General features: G+C 52.7%; 23 protein-coding genes. 7 read left to right on the plus strand and 16 right to left on the minus strand.

Translation table 11 applies throughout. The annotated features are described in order from the left end of the window. Positions 1-85, plus strand: an 85-nt coding sequence (locus tag WFP70_RS26850; protein WP_442956338.1) for an IS3 family transposase, incomplete at its 5' end; no start/stop codon positions are given. A gap of 48 nt (positions 86-133) precedes the next feature. Here the strand turns inward: WFP70_RS26850 and WFP70_RS24020 are convergent. The 11 genes from WFP70_RS24020 to proB form a co-directional block, all read right to left on the minus strand. Then, positions 134-1,423, minus strand: coding sequence for an HAAAP family serine/threonine permease (locus WFP70_RS24020; protein WP_160867968.1), 1,290 nt, complete (start codon positions 1,421-1,423; stop codon positions 134-136). 500 nt (positions 1,424-1,923) lie between these two features. Beyond that, positions 1,924-2,919: a glycosyltransferase family 2 protein gene (locus WFP70_RS24025; protein WP_097117542.1), complete on the minus strand. Its 996-nt coding sequence runs from the start codon at positions 2,917-2,919 to the stop codon at positions 1,924-1,926. After that, complete coding sequence (locus tag WFP70_RS24030; protein ID WP_337024636.1) at positions 2,916-4,223, minus strand: oligosaccharide flippase family protein; 1,308 nt, start codon at positions 4,221-4,223, stop codon at positions 2,916-2,918. The genes WFP70_RS24025 and WFP70_RS24030 overlap by 4 nt, the downstream gene beginning before the upstream one ends. A gap of 1,179 nt (positions 4,224-5,402) precedes the next feature. Beyond that, positions 5,403-7,148, minus strand: a complete 1,746-nt coding sequence (locus tag WFP70_RS24035; RefSeq protein ID WP_160868004.1) for an amylovoran biosynthesis protein AmsF — start codon at positions 7,146-7,148, stop codon at positions 5,403-5,405. A gap of 201 nt (positions 7,149-7,349) precedes the next feature. After that, entirely contained in the window at positions 7,350-7,643 is a 294-nt protein-coding gene (locus WFP70_RS24040; RefSeq protein ID WP_097117544.1) for a hypothetical protein, read from the minus strand. Further along, the gene (locus tag WFP70_RS24045) at positions 7,640-7,984 is read right to left on the minus strand and encodes a DUF7940 domain-containing protein (RefSeq protein WP_176505737.1); all 345 of its coding nucleotides are present in this window, start codon (positions 7,982-7,984) and stop codon (positions 7,640-7,642) included. The genes WFP70_RS24040 and WFP70_RS24045 overlap by 4 nt, the downstream gene beginning before the upstream one ends. 2 nt (positions 7,985-7,986) lie before the next feature. Beyond that, on the minus strand, positions 7,987-8,454 hold the full coding sequence (locus WFP70_RS24050) for a glycoside hydrolase family protein (RefSeq protein ID WP_034825324.1): 468 nt from the start codon (positions 8,452-8,454) through the stop codon (positions 7,987-7,989). Positions 8,455-8,635: 181 nt separating this feature from the next. Beyond that, on the minus strand, positions 8,636-8,914 hold the full coding sequence (locus WFP70_RS24055; RefSeq protein WP_034825325.1) for a transcriptional antitermination N peptide: 279 nt from the start codon (positions 8,912-8,914) through the stop codon (positions 8,636-8,638). A 413-nt stretch (positions 8,915-9,327) separates the two neighbouring features. Further along, a complete protein-coding gene (locus WFP70_RS24060; RefSeq protein ID WP_097117545.1) occupies positions 9,328-10,059 on the minus strand; it encodes a S24 family peptidase in 732 nt (243 codons plus the stop codon). Between the two features lie 352 nt (positions 10,060-10,411). Further along, on the minus strand, positions 10,412-11,665 hold the full coding sequence (proA, locus tag WFP70_RS24065; protein ID WP_166933654.1) for a glutamate-5-semialdehyde dehydrogenase: 1,254 nt from the start codon (positions 11,663-11,665) through the stop codon (positions 10,412-10,414). A 10-nt stretch (positions 11,666-11,675) separates the two neighbouring features. After that, positions 11,676-12,779 carry a glutamate 5-kinase gene (gene proB, locus WFP70_RS24070; protein WP_034825331.1) on the minus strand — a complete coding sequence of 368 codons (1,104 nt, stop codon included), beginning with the start codon at positions 12,777-12,779 and terminating at the stop codon, positions 11,676-11,678. A gap of 246 nt (positions 12,780-13,025) precedes the next feature. Here proB and ompC point away from each other — a divergent pair, with 246 nt between their 5' ends. After that, positions 13,026-14,105, plus strand: a complete 1,080-nt coding sequence (ompC, locus tag WFP70_RS24075) for a porin OmpC (protein ID WP_337024637.1) — start codon at positions 13,026-13,028, stop codon at positions 14,103-14,105. A gap of 111 nt (positions 14,106-14,216) precedes the next feature. Here ompC and crl read toward each other — a convergent pair whose 3' ends face one another. The 3 genes from crl to gpt all read right to left on the minus strand — a co-directional run bounded on the left by crl (position 14,217) and on the right by gpt (position 16,555). After that, positions 14,217-14,618 carry a sigma factor-binding protein Crl gene (gene crl, locus WFP70_RS24080; protein WP_034825334.1) on the minus strand — a complete coding sequence of 134 codons (402 nt, stop codon included), beginning with the start codon at positions 14,616-14,618 and terminating at the stop codon, positions 14,217-14,219. 109 nt (positions 14,619-14,727) lie between these two features. Beyond that, positions 14,728-15,975, minus strand: a complete 1,248-nt coding sequence (gene frsA / locus WFP70_RS24085; RefSeq protein WP_337024638.1) for an esterase FrsA — start codon at positions 15,973-15,975, stop codon at positions 14,728-14,730. A 121-nt stretch (positions 15,976-16,096) separates the two neighbouring features. Next, positions 16,097-16,555 (minus strand): xanthine phosphoribosyltransferase, encoded by a 459-nt coding sequence (gene gpt / locus WFP70_RS24090; protein WP_007887137.1) that lies wholly within the window; start codon positions 16,553-16,555, stop codon positions 16,097-16,099. Between the two features lie 254 nt (positions 16,556-16,809). Between gpt and pepD the strand changes: the two genes are divergently transcribed. The 4 genes from pepD (at position 16,810) to WFP70_RS24110 (ending at position 22,199) form a co-directional block, all read left to right on the plus strand. Further along, a complete protein-coding gene (gene pepD, locus WFP70_RS24095; protein ID WP_045813724.1) occupies positions 16,810-18,270 on the plus strand; it encodes a beta-Ala-His dipeptidase in 1,461 nt (486 codons plus the stop codon). Between the two features lie 330 nt (positions 18,271-18,600). After that, positions 18,601-20,106, plus strand: a complete 1,506-nt coding sequence (locus WFP70_RS24100; protein ID WP_337024639.1) for a sugar ABC transporter ATP-binding protein — start codon at positions 18,601-18,603, stop codon at positions 20,104-20,106. Beyond that, positions 20,103-21,101: an ABC transporter permease gene (locus WFP70_RS24105; protein WP_166933644.1), complete on the plus strand. Its 999-nt coding sequence runs from the start codon at positions 20,103-20,105 to the stop codon at positions 21,099-21,101. The genes WFP70_RS24100 and WFP70_RS24105 overlap by 4 nt, the downstream gene beginning before the upstream one ends. 27 nt (positions 21,102-21,128) lie before the next feature. Continuing rightward, positions 21,129-22,199: a sugar ABC transporter substrate-binding protein gene (locus WFP70_RS24110; RefSeq protein ID WP_034825344.1), complete on the plus strand. Its 1,071-nt coding sequence runs from the start codon at positions 21,129-21,131 to the stop codon at positions 22,197-22,199. Between the two features lie 73 nt (positions 22,200-22,272). On the opposite strand, the gene dinB is transcribed toward WFP70_RS24110, so the two are convergent. Next, the gene (gene dinB / locus WFP70_RS24115) at positions 22,273-23,328 is read right to left on the minus strand and encodes a DNA polymerase IV (protein ID WP_337024640.1); all 1,056 of its coding nucleotides are present in this window, start codon (positions 23,326-23,328) and stop codon (positions 22,273-22,275) included. Positions 23,329-23,571: 243 nt separating this feature from the next. Here dinB and dpaA point away from each other — a divergent pair, with 243 nt between their 5' ends. Continuing rightward, entirely contained in the window at positions 23,572-24,315 is a 744-nt protein-coding gene (dpaA, locus tag WFP70_RS24120) for a peptidoglycan meso-diaminopimelic acid protein amidase (protein ID WP_058961547.1), read from the plus strand. Here the strand turns inward: dpaA and WFP70_RS24125 are convergent. Then, positions 24,286-25,053 carry a class II glutamine amidotransferase gene (locus tag WFP70_RS24125; protein WP_058961548.1) on the minus strand — a complete coding sequence of 256 codons (768 nt, stop codon included), beginning with the start codon at positions 25,051-25,053 and terminating at the stop codon, positions 24,286-24,288. The two genes, dpaA and WFP70_RS24125, sit on opposite strands and share 30 nt — an antisense overlap. Between the last annotated feature and the right edge of the window lie 27 nt (positions 25,054-25,080).

Raw genomic sequence — 25,080 nt, forward strand, 5'->3', positions numbered from 1 at the left:
TTACAACTACGAACGGATCAAGACGGGGTTAGGTGGACTGAGTCCGGTACAATACCGAACTCAGTACCAACAGGCGATGTTATAACTGTCCAGGTTAAGGGGTTCACTTCAGGAGTCGCGCCGCCCTTTTGCATCAATGCATCAGCGAATACGCAATCGACGAAATCGCTAACAGGCCAACAATCACCACAAACACATTGCTGATTTTGCCACTGTACTGACGCATCGCCGGGACTTTCTGAATCGCGTACATCGGCATCAGGAACAGAATCATCGCAATGATCGGCCCGCCCAGGGTTTCAATCATCCCAAGAATGCTCGGGTTCCAGGTGGCAACCAGCCAGGTCGTCAGCAGCATAAAGCCGGTTGTGACGCGGTTCAGACGCTGAGGCGACACGTTTTTTCCCCGGCTGCGCAGCGATTTCACCACAATTCCATTGAAGCCTTCACGCGCACCCAGATAGTGGCCGAGGAATGATTTGGTGATCGCCACCATCGCCACAATCGGTCCCATCCAGGCAATCATCGGCACATTAAAGTGGTTTGCCAGATAGGAGAGAATGGTGATGTTCTGCTCTTTCGCCGCCTGCAAATCCGCCGGTGATAGGCTCAGCACACAGCTGAACACAAAGAACATCACCGTCACCACCATCATCAAGTGTGCGCTAGCGAGAATGCGTGAGCATTTCTTTTCCGCTGCTGCGCCATACTCGTTGCGCTTCGCCACCGCGAACGACGAGATAATCGGCGAGTGGTTAAAGGAGAACACCATCACCGGAATTGCCAGCCACAGCGTCATCCAGATGCTGCTATCGCCAGCGCTTTGGCTGAACGACAGCGTTTCCAGTGCAGCGCCGTGCCAGTGTGGCACCAGATAGGCGGCCAGTAGCATCAGCACCGCGACAAACGGGAACACCAGCACGCTCATTGCCTTGACGATCATCTGCTCGCCAAAGCGTACCACCGTCATCATGCCGATGATCAGTACCAATGACAGCACCACGCGCGGCGGCGAGACCATCCCGAGTTGATGCACGATAAAGCTGTCGACGGTGTTGGTGATCGCCACGCTGTACATCAGCAGGATCGGGAAAATAGCGAAGAAATAGAGCAAGGTGATGATCTTGCCTGCGCCCACACCGAAATGCTCTTCCACCACTTCAGTAATATCTTCACCGGGGTTTTTACCCGACAGCACAAAGCGCGTCAGAGCTCGGTGTGCATAGTAGGTCATGGGGAACGCGAGGATGGTCATAATAATCAGGGGGATAAGACCACCTGCACCTGCATTGATAGGCAGGAACAAAACGCCTGCGCCTATCGCTGTACCGTAGAGGCCCAGCATCCACACGGTATCACTCTTACGCCAGCCTGTTGAACGGGCCTCAACCGTGCCCTGCGCAACGGTTTGTGAGTTGTCCATCTGTCTCTCCAGAATTTAAAGCTTTTTAAACAATGCAGCCGAAATCACGGCGGCTAAACATGCCATTGGTGCGACGGGGCACATGCTACGCGTTTTTGACGACTTAAGGTTGCCTGAACGCAAGACATGCATCACAAAGCCGTCATAAATGCGCGAATCGGTTATTAAATCAACAAAAATGCATGATTCGCGCACGCAAACGTTTGCATGGGGCGCTATTTGACCTGAGAGCATGCTGGAGTGCAAGGATTTGTCGGGCGCGAAAGGCAGACCGCCCAGGGTATTGGCCGGAGAATCATGCGCGAGACAGCGAGGAGTGAAAAGCGGGCCGTGCTGGCAGAGAAAATGTGGCAACGGCGAACCGTTGCCACAGGGACTGCAGTAGAGAAAGGTGAAACTCCCCCGGCAACTGCTCTCTGGCGAAGCCATCGTTCCACTCGGTATTCTGAGGAATATCCGCAGCAGACAATGACAGAGAATAATCCCGGGGGAATTTCAAATCAGAATGCGCGCATTCTGTAGAGTGCATAGAGGAAATAGTACGCTGTGATAGTATTCAAATTCATAATCATGTACTTCAGTTTTTCATTTTTATTCAGCAGAATGAAAATCCCTTTCGAGTATTTCCCCCGCTTTATTTCATTAATTTCCTGCGCGATATCTGCAGGTGAAAACGACGAATGATACATCGCCGTGACAATTTGCATATCTAACGCCAGCACGCGTTTTGAAATGCCCTTTAGCAGGTAATCGAGATTACTTCCCTGATATTTCTCAACGATAGAATCATACAGCGTGGTCAGAAACTGTTTTCTGACTTTGAGCTCGCTGTAATGCACCTTTTGCTTGGATAATGAACCGGCAACATCTTCATAATGGTAAGCCGTTCCCTGAGTGACCAGAAAATTGCTAATACAGCTGAAGAATTTGAGGTTAAATAAAAGATCCTCACTCATTGAGATCCCCTCAATAAATCGCAGGTTCAGCTCACTCAGTATCTGACGGCGATAACACTTATTATGCAAATAACCAATGTTGTCGCTCATCTCCAGCTCACCGAGCACATAAGGAATATCCTCGTTGCTGAAGAAGCCAGCCTGAGAGACCTTGCCCACACGGCCGTCGTTGAGGTTTCCTACCATCAAATCTACCGACTCCGTTGGCCATGCATCCAGATTCAGTTTGAAGATCATTAGAAAATCATCATCCACCCAATCATCTGCATCGAGGAAAAGAACATATTCCCCACTGGCCTGTTGCAATCCGCTATTGCGAGCCGCGCTGACACCGGCGTTCCTTTGGTTTATTACCGTGACCTGAGAATAACGTGAAAACTCCTCCAGTACGTTTAGGGTTGAATCAGTGCTACCATCATTGACCACCACAATTTCATAATCGCTGAACGTCTGATTAAGCACACTCAGCAATGTCCGCTTGATGGTTTTTTGTGAGTTATAGACGGGAATAATAATACTGAAAAGTGGTTTTTCATTCATGATAAACTCTCTTTACTGTCTGAGGTTTTGTAATTGACAAATAACTGCCATAGTTTCCTGGGGTTGATAAAAATCTGATGAATACGCATCACCGGTTGCGCAGTGAAGAAATAATTAAGCAGCGAGAAAGAGAGGAATTCGGTTAATACCACGCTGAGGGCAGCGCCGGTTAAACCCAAAAGCGGCACCAATAAAATGGACGATGCCAGGCAGATAATTAATACCGCAAAGGTCTTTTTCACTAAAAAGCGATAACCGTTGTACTTAATAATAAAACGGTCCATGAGGCTGCTGAGCACACCACACATCGCGCCCACACTGAGCAGCAGCGTCGGCGCGATGGCATCGAGATACGCCTCGCCGTAAAAGTCACGGATAAACCAGCCTGCGAGTTGCCATATCGCCATGATCACAATGGCGGACACCCCCACGACCAGCAGATGCAGTTTTTGCGCTTTGACAATTGACTGCTCATCATCACGCTCGGCAAAGAACGCCGGAAAAAATGAGGCCAACAAGGCATTAGGTAAAAACACCCATGAGGTTGCCAGCGTCATGGCAACAGCAAATATCCCCGCCTCCTTTACGCCCATGAAATACGAAACGCTGAGTTGGTTGACGCGGGTATAAATCGCGATAGCGATCACCGAGAACACCAGCGAAATACCGGAAGCCACCATGTAGCGCGAATACTTTTTGATGTGGCGCAGCGCCGGAATCGGCCCCTGGCGATGATAGCGCCAGAAAATCGCCAGCTTGATGCTGAACGGCAGCAACGTAGCCAGCACAATGGGGATCGCCAGAAACTGAGGGTCCAGTTGCAGATACGAAATAATGAAGCGCACTGACAGACTGATGGCGAGGCCGATCACGTTGGCGATCACATTGAGTCGAGCGTTGAGCATGGCCTCGTTGTAGATATTGACCAGATCAATCGACGAGAACAGACAGGCAATCGCCGCTGCGCAGATAAATACCAGCGCTTCACGGCTCCACGCCTCTCCCATGATCACCATGCCGCTGAGCGCTAAACCGCAGTAAATCAGCATCACCAGCAGAAAAGTCGCCATCATCAGGCGAATACCTGAATGACGATTTTGCGAAATACGCTTCAGCAAAATCACATCGCTGCCCATCACGGCGATCGACTGAATAAACTGAAACACCAGCATGGAGAGTGAGATAATGCCGAAGGTGGTCGGTCCAACATATTTCGCGACATAAGACGTCACAAAAATCAGACCAAACACTGCGATGAGTTTTTCAGCAACCATCCACATCGAATTTTTTAATTTATCTTTCACAGATCAACCTCAGTAAGAATCATGGCTAAGCCGAACTTCACGTCCCTTTCGTCCGGCTTAACATTAAATTTGATTTATTTAGGAGTTTCCTCAGGCAGAAATCGCCGGCCTTTTAACTCTCATGAAACGGTGGCTTAAATAAGATTATCGCTAATCAAATCGTGCAATTTTATTATTCATTCATTTAACTAAAAGCGCAGGCTACCGCCCCTGGCTTACAGCTACCAGTGTACTGACAACCTGTTACGGGCTATTTTTGGCGTAAAGAAACCACACTGTACTCAGACGAGCTCAGTTAAATATCATGCAGTTACATTAAATATCGTGTTAAAGACATGATGACGCTTAGTGCAATCACCGTGACATCAATAAGAAACGCCAATTATCAATATGCCATTCAATATGATTAAAACGGGTGCAGCCTACTGAATTTTTTTGCACCACAAGAAATGCCGACCGGGATTGAAAAGGTACATCTAAAGACGGCCTTCTCAACGAACGTTACGACATTAACGATTTTGCTGTATGCCCTGCCTTTTTATTATCTCGATGCGTCTTTCGCCGTTCGATAATGGCAAGTGGCGTTAATTCAACATGGCTCTCGCAGCCGTGTTGCAATGGGCTCAGGGCCCTAATTTTGCGATCTGATTCAAACTTTTAATCGCATTCTCACCAGACAACGCGATGAGGTCAATGGCCTGGAGGCCAATACGGAATTTACTTAGCTGGAAATAGGATATCGCAGAAGGGGAAAGATTAGCGCGGATGAATCGGTTTTCAGAAAACTGATTAAGGCGGCAGTCAAATACTGTTAGGAATAATAAGATCGAAATGGACTTACAAGACCATTTTTCGCTAACACCTTGTTCTGTAAGTTAACCTGCTAATTATCCGGGCAAATTAAACTGTAATGAATCTGGAGATAAGAACGGACCTGATATATCGAACCGTTTTATTGCCTGGTGTCGTACTAAAAACTACACCATTTCCAGATTAACGTTTTTTTGTACGCATTAACGTAAATAAAAAGAGAATTAACACATTCCATCTGAGAATATCGCGATCCTATGCGGCTGGCGTGCCAGGAACCATTGTTAAAGACACAACGCACCTGAGACGCTCTGCGTGTATTTTGGTCAAAAAAAAAGCGAGGCCGCAGCCTCGCCAGATAGATGGGTCTCAGTCGTAATAGGGAAGTTTACGATCGACACCGTTGATATTGACCAGCACAAAGCCGGTTGGCGCGGTTTTATTGGTTGGCGTGCCGGCGGCAGTGGCTACTGTCAGCACGCCCTTCTCATTAGCCCCAATCCCCGCCAGCCCATTGTGCATGCCAAAGCGTGCGGCAGGCTTCAGTGTGCCCATGTTGGTGGTATCGGTAACAACCGACAGATCAGACTGGAACAGCGAGCATGAGCCTGAATCGAAACGCGTTGGGCCGGTGGTTTTCAGGTTCAGCATGGTGTCGCCACTGTTCGCTTTCAGCTTCACCCACACCACGGCATAAGTGGTACCGACACGGCCGTAACGCATATCCAGGATGGCGGGCTGCCCCATATGAAAGGCATCCGCCCACACCGTTTCCAGCCGTTGCAAATTGATCCAGGTTTTGCCGCTACTTGCCACGTTAACCGGGGTGCCGGCGGTGCCGGTGGGCTGGGTGGCATCGGCTTTACCAATAAACTCCATCACCCACTGCTGGTTCGCATTCGGGAAGAACAGCTGCCCCAGGCGATACCAGTTGTCAGTTGACGTGTTATTGGTGATCTTGTAGCCGCTATAATAGCCGGCACGTAGCGATCCGGTCAGGAAACTACCGTAACTCTCGTCGCGGCGATAACCATATTCGAAGGTGGAGAGCCATCTGCCGGCCACCAGATCGTTCGACACTTTCGCGCCAGATTGCAGGTTGATTTGACGCATCACCACGCGCGCATTATTGAGATTGAAAGGATTGCCGCAATCCTCAATATTGAGCGTGTCAATGGTCCAGCCACCATCCGACAAGTCTCCTGGATTGCGCGTGTGCTCGATCCACACATTGCGCAAAATCCCCTGTGTACAGCGCGGCATATACAACGTGGCGTCACCATAACCCGTCTGGAAGTTACAGTTACAAATCTCAATCGCGGTAGAGTGATCCCATACCCCATTTGGTGAATTTGACCAGCCCACATCGAAGACGCGCGCATAGGTGTAGAGGGTATAAATCTGGTCAAATTTGGTGTCCAGCGTATCCAGCACTTTAATCACCGTGCCGCCGTTATTCTGTGCGCGGAAACAGTAGATGTTTACCGTGGTGCCTTCGATACAGGTATTTTCGAAGAACGGCTGAACATTGCTGCACATATCGGCAGTGATGGTGCCTTTGTTGGTGGTGATATCGGCCGAGGCCTGACCATTCCAGGCAATGCCGCGAATTGAGGTGCGGCGCGCCTTCACCTTGAATACCGGGTTGGCACTCTTATCCGAGATAATCGTGGTACGCGGCAGCGAACCCAGCTCAACATCATCACCCTGCAGACCGAAGAAGGCGTTATCGGTGCCGCTGATATCAATTGGACTGATCAGAAACTTCCCGCCGGGAAAACGAATCGGCAGGTCCTTAATATTACCGCTGTAATTCTGCGTCCAGGTTAGCATGCGATTAACCGCGTCCGTGTCATTGGCATAACCGTCTCCTTTGGCACCAAAGTGATAGACGTTCACGTCAGAAGGATCGTTAATCACGCGTTTCCAGTAAAAGCCATTACCGATGGCTAAGGTACCGCCATCGTCTGTCGCAGTAGTGGTGCCAATAAAACCGGTGAAGTCACCGCCTCCATGGAAGGTGGAGTCCGCGTTGTAGCGGCGCAAAAACGCCAGATCGCCATTTTTAGTCGGCGTGGTGGTGCGCAGTTCTGCGAATGAATTAACTTCGATCATCATAGCCTCCTCGGCCTTTTCAGGTTTGCAATGCAAGTGTGGGAACGGCGTTACTGCGCCAATCGGCCGCAGTGCTGATCCCAGAGATCGTTGTGGTTGTTGATGGCGCGCACGGTGCGAACATCCATACGCTCGGCATCATTACCGTGGGTGTAAATCGGGGAGAAAAGCGTGCAAGCAGAGTCGATAACGACGGGGGATTCAGGGCTGGTTGTATTTCGAGTGCTGCAGCTTGTCGCGAGCAGCAGCGTCATCAAGATTAAGATTGCTGGCTTCCACACGTTTAGCCTCCTCGCGCAACTGTTGTTGCTGCTGGTTAACCGCGACAGCCTGCACGGCCGCTTTGTTCGCGGAGTCCACCTCTGATTTGGCTTGTTGCTGCACCTTGCCAATCTTTCTGCCACCGAAGTAGCTGGCCACCAGTGCCGCAACAATGCCCGCCAGCGCAGCCAGCCAGTGCCAGCTGCCGCCAAGTAGTGAAGTAATAAGCGTCATGGTTTCTCCTCCAGCGTCTTGCGCTGTTCAATCAGGTTTTTCTGTCGGACAAACTGCGCCAGAACCCCCATCGCCACCATGAAGGCACCAATCAAACCGAGGTAGTTGTGGGGAAGAATGTCTTTGATGTCCTGAGGCAATGCATTCCAGGCATCCAGCGCGGATGAGGGGAAGGATTGCGCCCAGGCGCTGAGCATCGAACCCAATGAAGCCAGCCATACTGACCAGGTTTTGAACAACAGTCGCGCATGCTTCACAAACTCCAGCGTGGTAAAACGCTGGAGCAACAACAGCACAATCACTGCTGCCAGCACCGCGATGACAAACACCATCCATCTCATGTTCATAACAGCCCCCGATAAATGTCGTAGCTGCCGCTGCGCATGACTTCAGCGTGACGCCGTGCGCGCCCGGGCGTTTGCCGTGCCCACAAGCTGTCGAGCATGGCATTGGCGGCGCCATTAAAGTCCCCCTGGGTGATGGCGCTCAGCATGCCGCGAAACAGGGATAACCCATCAACGCCCAATTGATATGCCATGCTGATCAGCACATCACAGCGCGCCTCACTGCACTTGCTTAGCGCTTGCTGCACCAGAGCACGCTGGTTCATCTCCAGCACTTTGTTTTCCACAATGCACTGCTTCCACACATCCCCAACTCGTCGCGGTACCTGGAAGATGTAGTTGCTGAGTGAGGCTCCTTTAGGCCCGATGCGGATACCGCCGGCCACGGTAGGAAACCCTTGCGTATCAAGGTAGGGCGCCTCGCGGTAGCCCTCTTCAAAATTCAAAATGGCAATAATCTGGCTCATAGCGATTCCTCTTTGACGGGCGCAACGATGCAAAAATGACTGCGCAAAGACTCCAAAACATAAATCTCACTGATCTATCCGCCCTTCTGAGACCACGCGTAATCCGCGCTACGCTCAAGCGAGGCTAAACAGTGAGCAATAACGAAACGTTCCGCTTAAAGCTGGGAAATATGACAAGGATTTAGCGCACGGCGTACAAATGGACGTGGGGCAGACAGCAGTTGTCGAAGCTGGCGCTTTCGGCCTGACGTGGTGTGGGGGCCATTACCGCACAGTCGACTCGCGATTGCGTCTGGCGCTGGCAGATGCGTTCTGCGCTACGCAGGCTTGGGTTATCGGGCTCAAGGCCTAAGGCGCAGTCGATACTGCGCTTCAGGCGGCTAAGTGACTGGCGGCGTCGGTGACGGCGGGTGCGCGCGTTCCCGGTGAAGACTGACTTGCCATACTGGATAATCGCCATAACTCCTCCTGTGAATGAGTCTTTGGCGATGGGGTGGCAGGCGCGGCGTGTCGGCTGAAGCCGAGGCGTCCGTGATTCCACTGCAAACACTCGACATCGACCCGCCCGGCTGCGTTCGCGGCCAGGGATAAGCAGAGGAGAGTGAAGTCAGAAGAGAGCTGACGACGCTGCATAATGCGCATCCACCCCATCCCAAAATTCACTGACTTTGGGTGGTGGGTATCGCGCTTGTGCAGCGCCTCAATTGTTTAAGAGCGGGCTCATCCGGGAGCAGTGATGTCGTCCTTCCATGGTCAAATTATTAACAGGTTCTAATGCATTGGCAAACACCAACAGTTAATTTTTTATTTACCATCGGTTAAATTTATGATTTCAGCCGGAATATTTTTTTACCTGCTCAGCGCGTTTTGTGATCAACCTAAAATCTGGTAATCACGCGCCTGGCTCATGATGACGCGCGCCACGACCTGCAATGAGGCCGCCTCATCCAGCGTTAAGTACCAGGTCTCATAGCGCTTGTTGTCGGAGATGACCGCGACCTTTCTGTGTTGCAGCTGCAGACGTTTGAGATAAAGTTGATCATCCAGCGTAAACAGGTAAATCCCGTCTCCGTCAAAGCGATGCACGCTGATGTCCACGAACAGCTGATCACGTGGCGCAAAGGTGCCGGCCATCGAATCATTGTTTAGCGCGATGAGGCGGATGCTCTCTGCCGGACGGCCGCTGAACAGCACGCGTGCCTCATCCAGCCCATACTCGATAGCCTGAATGGTTTCGACCAGTTCATCACGCGCAGCAATGCCCTGAGCGCTTCGCTGCCCAATATCCAGACTCTCGACGCGGAATCGATGTTGCGGGTCAATAAGTGCATGCTGGCTCACCGTGGCATCGGGTTGCTCCATGCCAAACTGCAGCCACTCTACGCGCACGTCCAGCAACTGGCTGAGCGCCAGTAGATTACTGTCATCCGGAATCGATTGAGCGTTAAACCATTTCCAGACCCCCGGTGTTGAGATCCTGCATCCCCTTTTCTGCAGCGCCTGTGCAACCTGTTTGTTTCGTCCATGTCCGACAATTCCCGCGCTATCACACGCGGCAATCAGCCTGGCAGTAAAAGCTTGTCTGTTACTCTCTTTTTTAACCATCAGTTAATAATCTGCCATCAGTTAAAGACTGAATGTTATTTTCTTTTTTGCTACCAGTTCATTTTATATTACCGTCAGTTTACTACCCAACAGCTTTTATCAATGAAGCTGGATGATCATTATCCTCTTCGACGGGGTGGAAACCAGCAATGAATGCCCTACAGCTTGTTCTGACAGGGGTTTTCAGGATTGTTCTGTGACGCTGATACCAGCACCTAAAACAAAAAATGCGCGAAAAAGCGCGTCGGCGCCATAGATGACAGAAATAAATCAAAAAGCTCTGGAAATAATTGGATCGGAAGCAAAAAAAATGGGCACCCTTACGGTGCCCATTGTGTTGCAGAAGTGAAAATTAGCCGCGCAGCGTATCGTCGCCCCAGCCAATCCACTTGTAGGTCGTCAGCGCTTCCAGCCCCATCGGGCCACGCGCATGCAGCTTCTGCGTACTGACCGCGACTTCCGCACCCAGACCGAACTGCCCGCCATCGGTGAAACGCGTACTGGCATTGACATAAACGGCGGAGGAATCGACCTGATTCACAAAGCGGTTGGCGTTGCCAATGCTGCGCGTCAGGATGCCATCCGAATGCTGCGTACCGTGTTCGCGAATGTGCGCAACCGCATCGTCGAGATCCGCCACCAGCTTGACGTTAAGGTCGTTGGATAACCACTCATCGTCATACTGTTCGGTTTTCACCGCTACCACGCTGGCCGGGCCGTTTTGCAGCAGCGACAGGACATTTTCATCGCCGTGCAGCGGGATGTTTTCCTGCGCCATGCGCTGCAAAAATGCAGGAATAAAGCGTTCAGCCTGATCGCGGTGAATCAGCAAGGTTTCCAGTGAATTGCAGGCGCTTGGACGCTGTTTTTTCGCATTAACAATCACCTCCAGCGCGGGTTCGATTTCCATGGTTTCATCAAGATAGAGATGACACACACCGATACCGCCGGTGATCACCGGGATCGTCGAGTTTTCACGACACAGCTTGTGCAACCCTGCACCGCCGCGTGGAATCAACATATCGACGTAGCGATCAAGTTTCAGCAGTTGGTTAACCAACTCGCGATCCGGGTTTTCAATCGCCTGCACCGCACCTTTTGGCAGGCCATGCTCGCTCAGCGCGTTTTGGATTACGCGAACGGTAGCCGCATTAGTGCGATAGGTCTCTTTACCGCCGCGCAAAATCGCCGCATTGCCGGTTTTCAGGCACAGAGAAGCCACATCCACGGTGACGTTAGGGCGTGCTTCATAAATCACGCCAATCACGCCCAATGGCACGCGACGACGTTCAATACGTAAACCGCTGTCCAGCACGCCGCCATCGATCAACTGTCCGACCGGATCGGCCAAACGGCACACCTGACGCACATCGTCAGCGATACCTTTCAGACGCTGTGGATTGAGCGTCAGGCGATCCAGCAATGCCGCGCTCATGCCATTTTGCCGCGCATCGGCCAAATCCTGCTCGTTAGCCGCCAGAATGTCGGCACTTTCCGCTTCCAGGCGATCGGCAATCGTCAGCAGCACCTGATTTTTTTGTTCAGTGGAGAGTTCTGCCAGCTTGTACGACGCTGCACGCGCCGCTTTTCCCATTTCTTCTAACATCATCTGCTCCTTAACTGACGATCATGTCGTCACGATGCACCGCAACCGGGCCATATTCGTAACCGAGGATGTCGCTGATTTCCTGACTGTGATGACCGGCAATCATGCGCATAGCGTCGCTGTTGTAGCGCGTCACGCCGTGGGCGATATCACGCCCTTGCAGGTTACGAATGCGGATCACTTCGCCACGAGAGAAGTTGCCCTGCACTTCACGCACGCCTTTCGGCAGCAGTGAGCTGCCGCGCTCTAATACCGCAGCCAGTGCACCGTCATCAATGACAATTTCGCCAGCCGGCGGTGCGCCGAAGATCCAGCGCTTGCGGTTCTCCAGCGGTGATTGCTGTGCGTGGAAACGGGTGCCCACCGGTTTGCCATACAGCACGTCGCTGATCACATCCGGGCGGCTGCCCGCCGCAATGATCACATCGATACCGGCGCGGCAGGCCACATCGGCCGCCTGCAGTTTGGTCGCCATGCCACCCGTGCCGAGGCCGGAAACACTGCCTCCGGCCAGCGTGCGCAACGCATCATCAATCTGGTGCACATCGCTGATCAGTTCCGCTTCCGGATTGGTGCGAGGATCGGCGGTGAACAGGCCCTGTTGATCGGTCAGCAGCAGCAGTTTATCCGCGCCGCCGAGCATCGCCGCCAGCGCAGACAGGTTGTCGTTATCGCCCACTTTGATTTCAGCGGTAGCAACAGCATCGTTCTCGTTAATCACCGGCACGATGTGGTTATCGAGCAGCGCACGCAGCATGTCACGTGCGTAGAGGAAGCGTTCACGATCTTCCATATCCGCACGCGTCAGCAGCATCTGACCGATATGAATCCCGTAAATTGAGAACAGCTGCTCCCACAGCTGAATCAAACGGCTCTGCCCCACTGCAGCCAGCAGCTGCTTTGAGGCGATGGTGGGCGGCAGTTCGGGGTAACCCAGGTGTTCGCGTCCAGCGGCAATCGCGCCTGATGTGACGATAACGATACGATGACCCGCCGCGTGCAGTTGTGCACACTGACGAACCAGCTCCACCATGTGCGCACGATTCAGCCGACGCGAACCGCCGGTGAGGACGCTGGTACCCAATTTGACCACAAGGGTCTGACTGCCACTCATGTTTTTCCTGCCATATAAGAAAAAAATTCTGCGAAGGGACGTTTTATCAGGAGTGAGCGAGGAAGCCAATAACAGCAAGGGGAAAAGCACAAAAATCCCCTGACAATGCCGTAGACCAAAAGTTCGCGATTAACAAGAAATCAGAAAAACTGTCATAAAACTTTCATCACCAGTCGGTAAAAAGTCCCCTGTTTTACAAACCCTTTCAAGGGTACAACAAATTTTACTCATTGGGATTGATAGCAAATGAAGAAGAGCACACTGGCATTAGTCGTATCAGCGCTGGCACTGGCTTCCACCGCCCAAGCCGCAGAAGTTTATAACAAAGACGGCAACAAACTGGATCTGTACGGTCGCGTTAAAGGCATGCACTATTTCAGTGACAACGCCGGTAACGATGGCGACAAAACTTACATCCGTTTGGGCTTCAAAGGTCAGACTCAGATCAACGACCTGATGACCGGTTACGGTCAGTGGGAATATCAATTCCAGGGTAACCGCACTGAAGGCAGCGATGCTAACAGTGGTAACAAAACCCGTCTGGGCTTTGCCGGTATCAAGTTTGGTCAATATGGTTCTATCGACTATGGCCGTAACTACGGTGTTGTATACGACGTAATGGGCTGGACTGACGTTCTGCCAGAATTCGGCGGTGACAGCGATTACACCGATACTTACCTGCTGGGCCGTACCTCTGGCGTGGCAACCTACCGCAATAATAACTTCTTTGGTCTGGTTGATGGCCTGCGCTTCGCGCTGCAATATCAGGGCAAAAACGACGCGACCAGCGCTAACAGCCGTTCAGATGCTTCTAAGCAGAATGGCGACGGTTACGGTGCGTCACTGGGTTACACCATTGCTGATACCGGCATCAGCCTGATGGGTGCATTGTCTTCTGCGGATCGTACCAATACTCAGTCCTCTACTGGTCGTCTGGGCAGCGGCGACAAAGCAGAAGCATGGGCTGCAGGTATCAAATACGATGCTAACAGCATCTACCTGGCGACCACCTACTCTGAAAACCGTAACATGACCCCAATCACGGGTGGTGTGGCGAACAAAGCACAGAACTTCGAAGTGGTTGCACAGTACCAGTTCGACTTCGGCCTGCGTCCATCCCTGGGCTATGTACAGAGCAAAGGTAAAGACATCGAAGGTATCGGCGATGCTGATATCGTTAAATATGTTGACGTAGCAATGACTTACTACTTCAACAAAAACATGTCTGCCATGGTTGACTACAAAATCAACCAGCTGGATGACAACAATCCACTCGGCCTGAATACCGACGACGTGGTTGCTGTTGGTCTGACTTACCAGTTCTAAGTCGTTAGCTTTACCCTCAATGTGTCTATAAAAAAAGAGCCGGCTCATCACCGGCTCTTTCTTCTTTTTGTCTGTTTAGCTGGCTTAAAGCCGAGCCCGACGATGGCGTGCTTAAGCGCTGAGCTTCACCGGCTCTTCTTTAAAACCCGATGCAGGTTTGAGATCCAACTTAAGATCCTTCAACACCGCTTTCAGACGCTCATGGAAATTACGCAGCGTACTCTCCACTTTCTCGTTGTTCTCTTTGCCTTTGATCGTCGCCACACCCCAGTCACCGTCTTTATCAAACAACCCAAAGTGGTATTCATAGGTGAAATGGTCTTCATGCGCTTCCAGCGTCATCCACCAGCCCCAAAACTCACGGAGTTCGGGTGCGGGTTTAACGTTGACACACGCCGCCAGGCAATCAAAGAAGAAACGCTGTTCTTCACATTTTCCTTCACGGATGTACGGCCCCAATTCGGTGAAGCGCTTCAGCAGGCGACTACGGGGATGACCACTCGGTAACGTCATGCTAATTCTCCCTCAAATAACCGTAAAATTGTTTCTCGTTACGCGAATCACGCGCGCAACGCAAAATATCCCGGATATAAGTAGTAGCAGAGCGTCGAATTTTTGCCAGTCATACACCCAATTGTTTTGCTAACCAGTCACAGATTTGATTTAACGCTTTCTCAAAACTGGAGAACACCGGCGTGGCGGGTATTGCCAATACTTTGCCCTGTGCGGAAGAGTTGGCAATCAATTGAGCCTCTTCTTCTGGGCTGAACAAATCGCCCGGCCAGTATGCCGCCAGCATCGGCGTCGGCGTGCGACGCCCCAACAGACCCTGCACCTTCAGTGAATAGCGATTGAGCTCAATGCGCAGGTTGCTGTCAGACGCGGACGGCATCCCCAGGCGACTGGCCAGCATATCCATGTACATGTCCGGCAGTTGTTGCTGGCGTTGCTCATCGACAAATACGTTGTGCACCATCGCGCCCAGTGTCGCGACCGCACGCAGACGCGGGACTTCCAGATAGGCCAGTCGGGTGGCGACATTGGCGCCAAAACGATAACCAAACAGTGCAACGCGCGTGTGATCAACCCACGGCACATTGCTCAGTTCACGCAGCACCTGCTGGTGAAGCTGACTGGTGTCCTGGTTCAGCTTCCATTTGCTGCTGAAGCCCACCGAGGGCATATCCAGCGTCAACATGGCGATGCCACGCGGCGCCAGATAATCGTGGAACAGGCGATAATGATCGCTCTGCAGCGAATCCAGGCCACCGCACAGCAGCACCGTTGGGTATGGGGCTTTGGCCTCAGCAGGCATATGCAGGAAACCGGTGACCGGGCTGCCACCGCTGATCTGGAAGGTCAGCGCTTTCAGCTCACCAGGCAGACGCTGCGTGGCCTCTTCGTATGCCCGGTTTGCCAGCACCTGTGCCTGATCGGCCAGATCATCGCCTTTGATATAGGGATAGGCGGCAATACTGTAGAGATTAGATGCGCGCATCCACTGATGCCCGGCTTCCTCGTGATCTTCATTCTCCATCGCGCGCTGTTGCCACAAGGCGGCCTGCTTCGACCACTCATAGTTCCAGTTACCCCCGCGATAGCCAATCACCGTGTCGAGTTGGGTGTCATCAGTGTGCTCATACTCACTGATAGCGATGCGCGCCAGCACTTCGCTGATCTCCTGCGGAGACAAACCGCGCCACGTCCACAGCAGCTTGTTGAGCATGCGATACCAGCAAGGTTGGGTATCCCCTTCGAGGGTGTTGTGCACCTGAACCGGATGATGGTGCTGACGATGCACCAGAGAGGAGGTTTCCGGGTGTTTAAAGCGGGGCTTAAAAAGCTCTTCGCTGAGGTTTTTATCCGACATCTTAGACGTTCTCCCGCGATAGTCGCATAGATGCCTAAGAGTGTACTGCACCCGCATGTTGGGTGCGAGGCGTAGAATGCACAACGCCCGGCATAACCGGGCGTTGTTTGCGTTGCATCAATCAGCTTTTGACGATTGGCGGGATGTAAACCACGCCCATGTCCCACGGCTGTTCGATCCAGGTGTTCTGCGGAATATCGACAATGTAGTCGTCCACCAGCGCACGGCCAGCGGGCTTAGCGAAGATGGTGCAGAAACGCGCTTTTGGATACATATCGCGAATCGCCTGCGCGGTGCCGCCGGTATCCACCAGGTCATCAATCACGATGAAACCTTCACCGTCGCCCTCCGCACGCTTCAGCACTTTCATTTCGCGCTGATGATCGTGGTCATAGCTGGAGATGCAGACGGTATCGACATAGCGAATACCCAGTTCACGCGCCAGCAGCGATGCCGGAACCAGACCACCGCGGCTTACCGCAATGATACCTTTCCACTGTTCCACAGGAAGCAGGCGCTGGGCCAGTTTACGGGCATGGATCTGCAACATGTCCCAGGTGACGACGTATTTTTCGCTCATAAAAGAAATCCCGACCAACAATGTTGGTTTAAAAATAGGCAAGGGGGAAAAGGTTGCGCGAGATTATAAGGATCTGACGCGTTAAAAACCAGCATCTGTCGCATTGGATGCAGGATTTTAGCGCGCCTGAGTACGCACCCGGTGAAAAACAGTGATATTCTCAGCCACATCACGTCAGATGTGCTGACGGCGATCTTTCACTGGAACCCGGCGTGCGAGCGGTATGTCCGCCGCGCTGACACAGGAGATGCATTGTGTCTGAATTGTCGCAACTTTCCCCCCAACCGCTGTGGGATATTTTCGCTAAAATCTGCTCCATTCCGCACCCTTCTTACCATGAAGAAGCGCTGGCCGAACACGTGGTCAGCTGGGCCAAAGAGCAAGGCTTTTGGGTTGAGCGCGATCAGGTCGGCAATATCCTGATTCGTAAACCGGCCACTGCGGGCATGGAAAAACGTACCCCTGTCGCGCTGCAGGCCCACCTCGATATGGTGCCGCAGAAGAACAACGATACGGTGCACGACTTCACTAAAGACCCGATTCAACCTTACGTTGATGGCGAGTGGGTTAAAGCACGTGGCACCACGCTGGGCGCCGACAACGGTATTGGCATGGCTTCTGCGCTGGCGGTGCTGGCTGATAACAGCCTGACCCACGGCCCACTGGAAGTGCTGCTGACCATGACCGAAGAATCGGGCATGGATGGCGCTTTTGGTCTCCAGCCAAACTGGCTGCAGGCCGATATCCTGATCAACACCGACTCTGAAGAAGAGGGTGAGATCTACATGGGTTGTGCGGGCGGTATTGATTTCATCACCACCCTGCCATTAAACCGTGAAGCCGTACCTGCGGGCTTTGAAACCCTGAAGCTAACGCTGAAAGGCCTGAAAGGCGGCCACTCCGGTGCCGATATTCATCATGGTCTGGGCAACGCCAACAAGCTGCTGGCGCGTTTCTTTGCGGTCTACGCGCAGGAACTGGATGTGCGTCTGATTGAGTTTACTGGCGGCACGCTGCGTAATGCGATTCCGCGCGAAGCTTTTGCCACACTGGCAATCGACAGCCATAAAGTGGATGCACTCAAATCGGCTGCGGCTCATTTCCAGGCCACGCTGCTGAACGAGCTGGGCATTAAAGAGAAGAACATTGCGTTAACCACCGAGCCGCTGGCACATCAGGGCCAGGCGCTGACCACCGACAGCCGCGATCGCTTCATCAACCTGCTGAACAGCACCCCGAACGGTGTGATTCGCAACTCTGACGTGGCCAAAGGCGTGGTGGAAACCTCGCTGAACGTCGGCGTGGTGACCATGGATCAGGACAATGCCGAAATCATCTGCCTGATTCGTTCACTGATCGACACCGGCAAAGATTGGGTGGTGGAAACCCTGACTTCACTGGGCCAGTTGGCTGGCGCGAAAACCGCACCAAAAGGCGGTTATCCTGGCTGGCAGCCTGATGCTGATTCACCGGTGATGGCGCTGACGCGTAAAACCTATGAAGCCCTGTTTGGCAAAACGCCAAACATTCAGGTGATTCACGCGGGTCTGGAGTGTGGTCTGTTCAAGAAGCCGTATCCGAACATGGATATGGTGTCGATTGGGCCAACCATTACCGGTCCACACTCACCGGATGAGCAGGTGCACATTGAGAGCGTCGGTCTGTACTGGAAACTGCTGACTGCGCTGCTGAACGTGGTGCCAGAGAAGGCGTAAGTCTTTGCGATGCTGTAAGGAACCAGGCTAAGGCCTGGTTTTTTTATGCCTGCAATCCTGAGGTTAAGGATTCTCTTGCTAATAAGGTCGCAATATTTGCCGGAACCCATTTTGAGACCGACGGTAACATGCAGCATATTTCACTATAAATCCTGCTTATTACCCCAGCATTCTACCACTCCACACTCCCTCTCTAGTTTTAGACGCCGTTACGCCCAGATGTCTGGATGGCTAATAAGATTTCGTGCTAGCTTATGCGCTTTCGTTTGTTGCCCAGCGTTATGGGTTCAGAAAAAATGCCACCCACTCTCTTAATGAAAGGCCTGCCCCATGAGTGCGATTAACCGCCTGGAGATGCGTAATATCTCCATCGCTTTTGGCGGTTTTGCCGCACTGACCCAGGTCGATTTTCTGACCGAGGGCGGATCGGTGCATGCGTTGACCGGAGCCAATGGCGCGGGAAAATCCACCCTGATGGCAGTGCTATCCGGCGCGCACAGTGATTACAGCGGCGAGATTCTGCTGGACGATGCGCCGGTCTCCATTCGTTCACCGCGCGATGCCAAAAAACTCGGTATTCATTTGGTGCAGCAGGAGGTGGATGTGGCGCTGGTGCCGCAGCTCAGCGTGGCAGAAAACATTCTGCTCGATCAGCTGGCAGAACCCGGCCATGTCTATAGCTGGCGTGAAATCCGTCGCCAGGCGCGTGCCCTGCTCAATCAGCTGGAAGTGAACATCGATGTTAATCGTCTGGTGGAACGCTGCTCACTGGCGGAGAAACAACAAATCCTGCTGGCGCGCGCCCTCTCCCATCACTGCCGTTTTCTCATTCTGGATGAACCGACCGCGCCGCTGGATCAGCATGAAAGCGAGCGTCTGTTTACCGTGGTGCGTCGTTTACAAAGCAACGGCATTGGCGTGGTGTTTATCTCCCACCGCATTCACGAACTCAAAGCGATTTGCGATCGCTTAACTGTGCTGCGTGATGGCCGCTTGATTGAGAGCTGCCCGATGGCGGCACTAAGTGGCGAGCAGATTGTTGAGAAAATGCTGGGGCACCAGTTGACCGATGTCTATCCACCTCGCCGTGAACAGAGTGAGCAACCGCTGCTGCTGTCCGTGGAAGGTCTGCACGATGATCAACTGCTGGCGGACATTTCACTGCATCTGCGCAAAGGCGAAATCCTCGGCATTGCCGGCTTAGCGGGTGCAGGGAAAACCGAGCTGTGTAAGGCGCTGTTTGGCGCAAGCAAAAGCCGCGTCGAAAAAGGCAAGCTGCACGGCAAACCGTGGCGGCCGCGTTCACCGCACGATTCGGTGGAAAACCGCATGGCGCTGGTGCCGGAAGAGCGTCGCAAGGAAGGTATTTTTATCGATGAACCGGTGAGCATGAACCTGAGCGTCAGCGCGGACAACAGTTTTTCCCGCTGGAGCCTGTTCGGTCATCGTCAGGCCTGGCGCTGGGCCGAAGAGGTGATTCAGCGCCTCAACGTGCGTACCACCGGCCCGGCGCAGATTCTGCGTCGTCTGTCAGGCGGTAACCAGCAAAAAGTGGCAATTGGGAAATGGCTGCGCAACAACGCTGACGTGCTGATCTTTGATGAGCCAACCAAAGGTGTCGATATCAAAGCCAAAACCGATCTGTTCAGCCTGATTGACGGCCTGGCACGTGAAGGCAAAGGCATCATCTACGCTTCGGGCGAGTTTTCCGAACTGGTCGGCTTATGTGACCGTATTTGTGTGCTCTGGGATGGGCGCATTGTGGCAGAGATGGAAGGTCGTCAGGCCACAGAAGAGATGCTATTGCTTTATTCCACCGGAGGAACCCCTGCGTGAGCAGCAAAGAACTATCCCTGAACCCGCAGGTTTCTCTGCGTCATAAACTATTCGATTTCCTCTACAAATGGGGCATGTTGTTGACCGTGGTGATCCTGATCGCCGGGTTTGGCCTGGCATCAGACAGCTTCCTTGAACCCACTAACATCATCAACATTCTGCGATCCATCGCCATCGTCACGGTGATTGCGATTGGCGTGTCGATTTCGCTGACCATCGGCGGCTTCGATTTGTCGGTAGGCTCAACCGCCTCTCTGGCCAATGCGCTGGTGATTTCACTGTTTGTCTGGCACGGCTTTGGCACCACCGAAGCCATCATCATCACGCTGCTACTGTGCACCCTGGTGGGACTGCTCAACAGCTTCCTGATCGTGATTCTGCGCATTCCCGACATGCTGGCTACGCTGGCCACTCTTTTCGTGATTCAGGGCGTGGCGATGACTTACAGCTTCGGCGGTTCGATTACCGAGAATATGGTGATGCCAAGCGGCGATATGGCGGAGGGCACTATCCCCGCAGCGTTCGGTCTGTTGGGTCAGGTGCCGACCATTGTGATCATCATGCTGGTGGTGACGATTGTGGCACAACTGGCGCTGTCATTGACCAAGCATGGCCGTCGCATGTACGCGCTGGGTGGCAATCCAGAAGCCGCACGCCTTTCCGGTATTCGCACCACGCGCTACCGCGTTTTGGCCTATGTACTCGCATCGCTGCTGGCCGGATTAGGCGGCATTCTGCTGGCATCGCGTATTGGCTCCTCGCAGGTGAACGCCGGCAGTGGATATTTGATGGATGCCGTTGCCGCGGCATGGATCGGCTTCTCGCTGGCCGGTTCCGGCAAACCTAACGCGCTCGGTACGCTGGTGGGCGCGGTGATTCTGGGTGTATTGCAGAACGGGCTGGTGATGTTGTCCGTGCCTTATTACGCCATGGACATTATCAAAGGCCTGGTGCTGGCTCTGGCCCTGGCGATTACCTACATTCAGCGCCGTTAAGGCGCGTTTACTGAGAAAGAGATTCTAATGAAAAAAATTACCCTTTCGCTGCTGGCCTTAAGCCTGCTGAACGCCAGCGCTGCCTTTGCCGATACCGTTACCCCGGTTCCCGCAGCGATTGCGAATCACGAAGGTCCGGTGCGCATCGCCATCATCCGTAACCTGGGGTCTGACGATAACACCACGCAGTTTATTGCCGGAGCCATTCAGCAAGGTCGTCAACTGGGCTTTAAAGTCAGTACTTTCCTGAGTAACGGCGATGATGCGCGTTTCCAGGACTTTGTTAATCAGGCGATCAGCCAGAAATACGATGGCATCATTCTCTCTCACGGCAAAGAACCCTACTCCACCGCTCTGGTGCAACACATTGTCGATGCAGGTATCAAACTGTCCGTCTTTGATACCCCGGTAAATACGCCGGTCAATGGCGTGACCGTCACTGCGCAAGATGATGCCTCGCTGGCGCAGGCGTCACTGGGTCAGTTGATCAGTGATTTCCATGGTAAAGCCAACATCATCAAACTGTGGGTCGCAGGCTTCCCGCCGCAGGAACGTCGCCAGGTGGTGTATGAGAAACTGCTGAAAGAGAATCCAGGCATTCATCAGCTGGAATCCATTGGCGCAGTTTCTACCGATGTACAGGGCGACACCGCCAACAAAGTGGGTGCGATCCTGGCAAAATATCCAAAAGGTAAAATAGATGCGATTTGGGCGTCGTGGGATGCGTTCAGTCAGGGTGCTTATAAAGCGCTACAAGAGAATGGTCGTACTGAAATCAAAATCTACAGTATTGACGTGTCCAACCAGGACTTGCAGTTGATGCATGAGAAGAACAGCCCATGGGTGCAGACGGTCGCGGTCGATCCAAAAACCATCGGTGCGGTCAATATGCGCTTAGTGGCCAATAAAATCGCGGGTGAAGCCACTCCGGCAAGCTACGAGTTTAAAGCGTCTTCCATTTCGCAGCAGTTGCTGAATAGCCAGCAAGGGGCGATTAACGTAGCAACCCTGAACAAGATTATTCCAGGCTGGGGTGTGAACAACGATTTTGTTGCGCCGTGGTTTGCCACGCTGGAAGCGAAGTACGCTAAGAAGTAATTCAGTGGCCGAATAGGGCATCCTGGCGGCGCTTCAAGCCGCCAGGATGATAGCCAAGGCCATACTCAAGGTTTTACCAACCCAACACTAGCTGCCGCTCCAATTGCGGATCCACCAGCGTCACATGCAATCCCACCAACCGCACGCCGCGCCCGGCACGCCTTTCATCCCATGCCTGCCGCGCCACTGCGATCATGTCATCCTTGTTCAACACCGGCCAGACATGCTCCTGCGTGGTCTGCTGGAAATCATTAAATTTGAGCTTCACGCCCTGACGCGCGATTTGCTTGTCGGGACGGATATTTGTCAGGCGTCGATCCAGCTCAGCATAGAGGTAATCAATGATTGCCAGACACTGCTCCCAGTTGTGGATGTCCTCCATCAACGTGCGTTCGACACCGAGCGATTTGCGTTCGCGCTCCACCACCACATCGCGTTCATCAATGCCGTTGCTGCGCTCCCAGAGCACGCGGCCGAATTTACCAAATCTCTTCAGCAGCAAGGCGAGATCGGCTCTCTGCACATCGGCGCAGGTGCGCAGTCCCATCTCTTCCAGTTTTTTGGTCGCCACTTTTCCTACGCCAGGAATTTTGCTCAACGGTAGCGTCAGTAAAAAGTCCGGCATCACTTGCGGTGTAATGACGTATTGCCCGTTGGGCTTATTTAAATCGGAGGCGATCTTGGCGAGGAATTTGATCGGCGCAATGCCAGCCGAGGCGGTTAAACCGGTTTCGCGCAGGATATCGGCACGTATCGCCTGCGCCATTAGCGTCGCTGATCCCTGACAATGCTCGCTATTGGTGACATCAAGATACGCTTCATCCAGTGATAAGGGCTCAATCAATGGGGTGTAGCGTGCGAAAATATCGCGTATCTGGCGTGACGCCTCTTTATAGGCATCGAAGCGTCCAGGCAGTAATTTCAGATGCGGGCAGAGCTTGAGCGCCATTGCCGTCGGCATCGCGCTGCGCACGCCATATTTGCGCGCGGGATAGTTGGCGGTGCTGATGACGCCACGCTGCACACGGCTGCCGCCAATGGCGATAGGTATATCCGTTAATGAAGGATCGTCGCGCATTTCAACGGCCGCGAAAAAGCAGTCCATATCGACATGAATGATTTTGCGCATACGCCCTCCGAATACTGGATAAGTATACAGCAGTAAAAAACTTCGGCAATATTTGTTGAGCGATGAATTAAAGTTTACAAAATTCTGGTCGTAATCCCTTTAGGATTGCACCATTTTCACGGAGACTGTCTTGATTAAACCTCAGACAATGTTAATGTTGCGCTGCGGTAGCGGATATTTCCGATAATGCAATACCAAGACGCTCAGCGTCATCGTCTCTCTTCACTTCAAGGTACACACAGAATGGGCAGAATCGCATTGTGGCTTGCGATGATTCTTATGCCAGTCCTTAGCTGGGCCATTTCGCCAGAGCCAACGCAACTGTCGGCACCGGTGAGCAAAGAGTTAAAGAAACAATTACTTGGCACTCCTGTTTTTATTCAGATCTTCAAGGAAGAGCGTACGCTGGAACTGTACGGCAAAATCGGTAATGAATATCGTCTGCTGGACAGCTATCGCATTTGTAATTTCTCTGGCGGATTAGGGCCTAAGCGTCGTCAGGGCGATTTTAAAAGTCCGGAAGGGTTTTATAACGTTAAGCTGAACCAGTTAAAACCGGACAGCCGTTTCTACCGCGCGATTAATACCGGCTTCCCGAATCAATACGATCGTGATAAAGGCTATGACGGTAACTATTTGATGATTCACGGTGATTGCGTCTCAATTGGCTGCTACGCCATGACCAACGCATCAATGGACGAGATCTTTACCTACGTCAACGCTGCGCTGCGCAACGGTCAGCAGGATGTACAGATCAATATCTATCCGTTCCATATGACTGATAGCAACATGCAGCGTCATCGCTACTCAACGTACATCAACTTCTGGCGTGAACTGCAGCCGGGTTATGCGTACTTCGAGAAGTACCACATACCGCCAACGGTTAATGTGACGACGACGGGTCAATATGCGGTGAACAGCACGCCGGTGATTTCTACACCGGATGCTGCCTCGAAGTCATTCCTGGCGCTCACCCAGGCAAAATAATGCCCACTCGCCTGGCACTATTCGGTGCCAGGTTTCATTTCCTGTCAGCGGCTGTGTCGCAATCACCGTCACAACGTCCTTCGGTGTTGTTTGCTGCATAAAATCAATTTCTACATCCTGATCGAGCAATTTGGCTTTGCCAAAAGGCGCACGACGAGTGATCCAATACAGATTGGTCGAGCAGAACGCCATCAGATAACGACCGTCCGACAGCAGCATGTTAAACACGCCCTTCTCGCGCATCTCAGCCGCCAGCTCAGCAATGTAGCGAAATACCGCCGGCCAGTTGCCCGGAGTGCGCGGATAACGCTCAGACAGCTTATGCAGGATCCAGCAAAACGCTTTCTCACTGTCCGTTTCGCCAACGGGTCGGAAAGTCCCGGTTTCCAACTGTTTGTAGCCTTTCAGCTGCCCGTTGTGCGCGTAGGTCCAGTTACGTCCCCACAGCTCACGGGTAAACGGATGGGTGTTTTCCAGCGACACTTCACCACGATTCGCCTGGCGGATATGAGCGACCACGGAATGTGATTTGATCGGGTATTCCTGCACCAAACGGGCGATCGGTGAGTTAAAGCTGGGCTGAGGATCTTTGAATGTGCGGCACCCTTTTCCTTCATAGAAAGTGATGCCCCAGCCATCTTTATGTGGCCCGGTTCCGCCGCCACGCTGCACCAGACCGGTAAAACTGAAACAGATGTCCGTGGGGACATTGGCGCTCATCCCGAGCAATTCGCACATAGCAACCGCCTTAAGTCAGCACTCCCG

The sequence above is a fragment of the Pantoea sp. USMM079 genome (assembly GCF_037153115.1).
In the GTDB taxonomy this organism is placed as follows: Bacteria; Pseudomonadota; Gammaproteobacteria; order Enterobacterales; family Enterobacteriaceae; genus Pantoea; species Pantoea communis.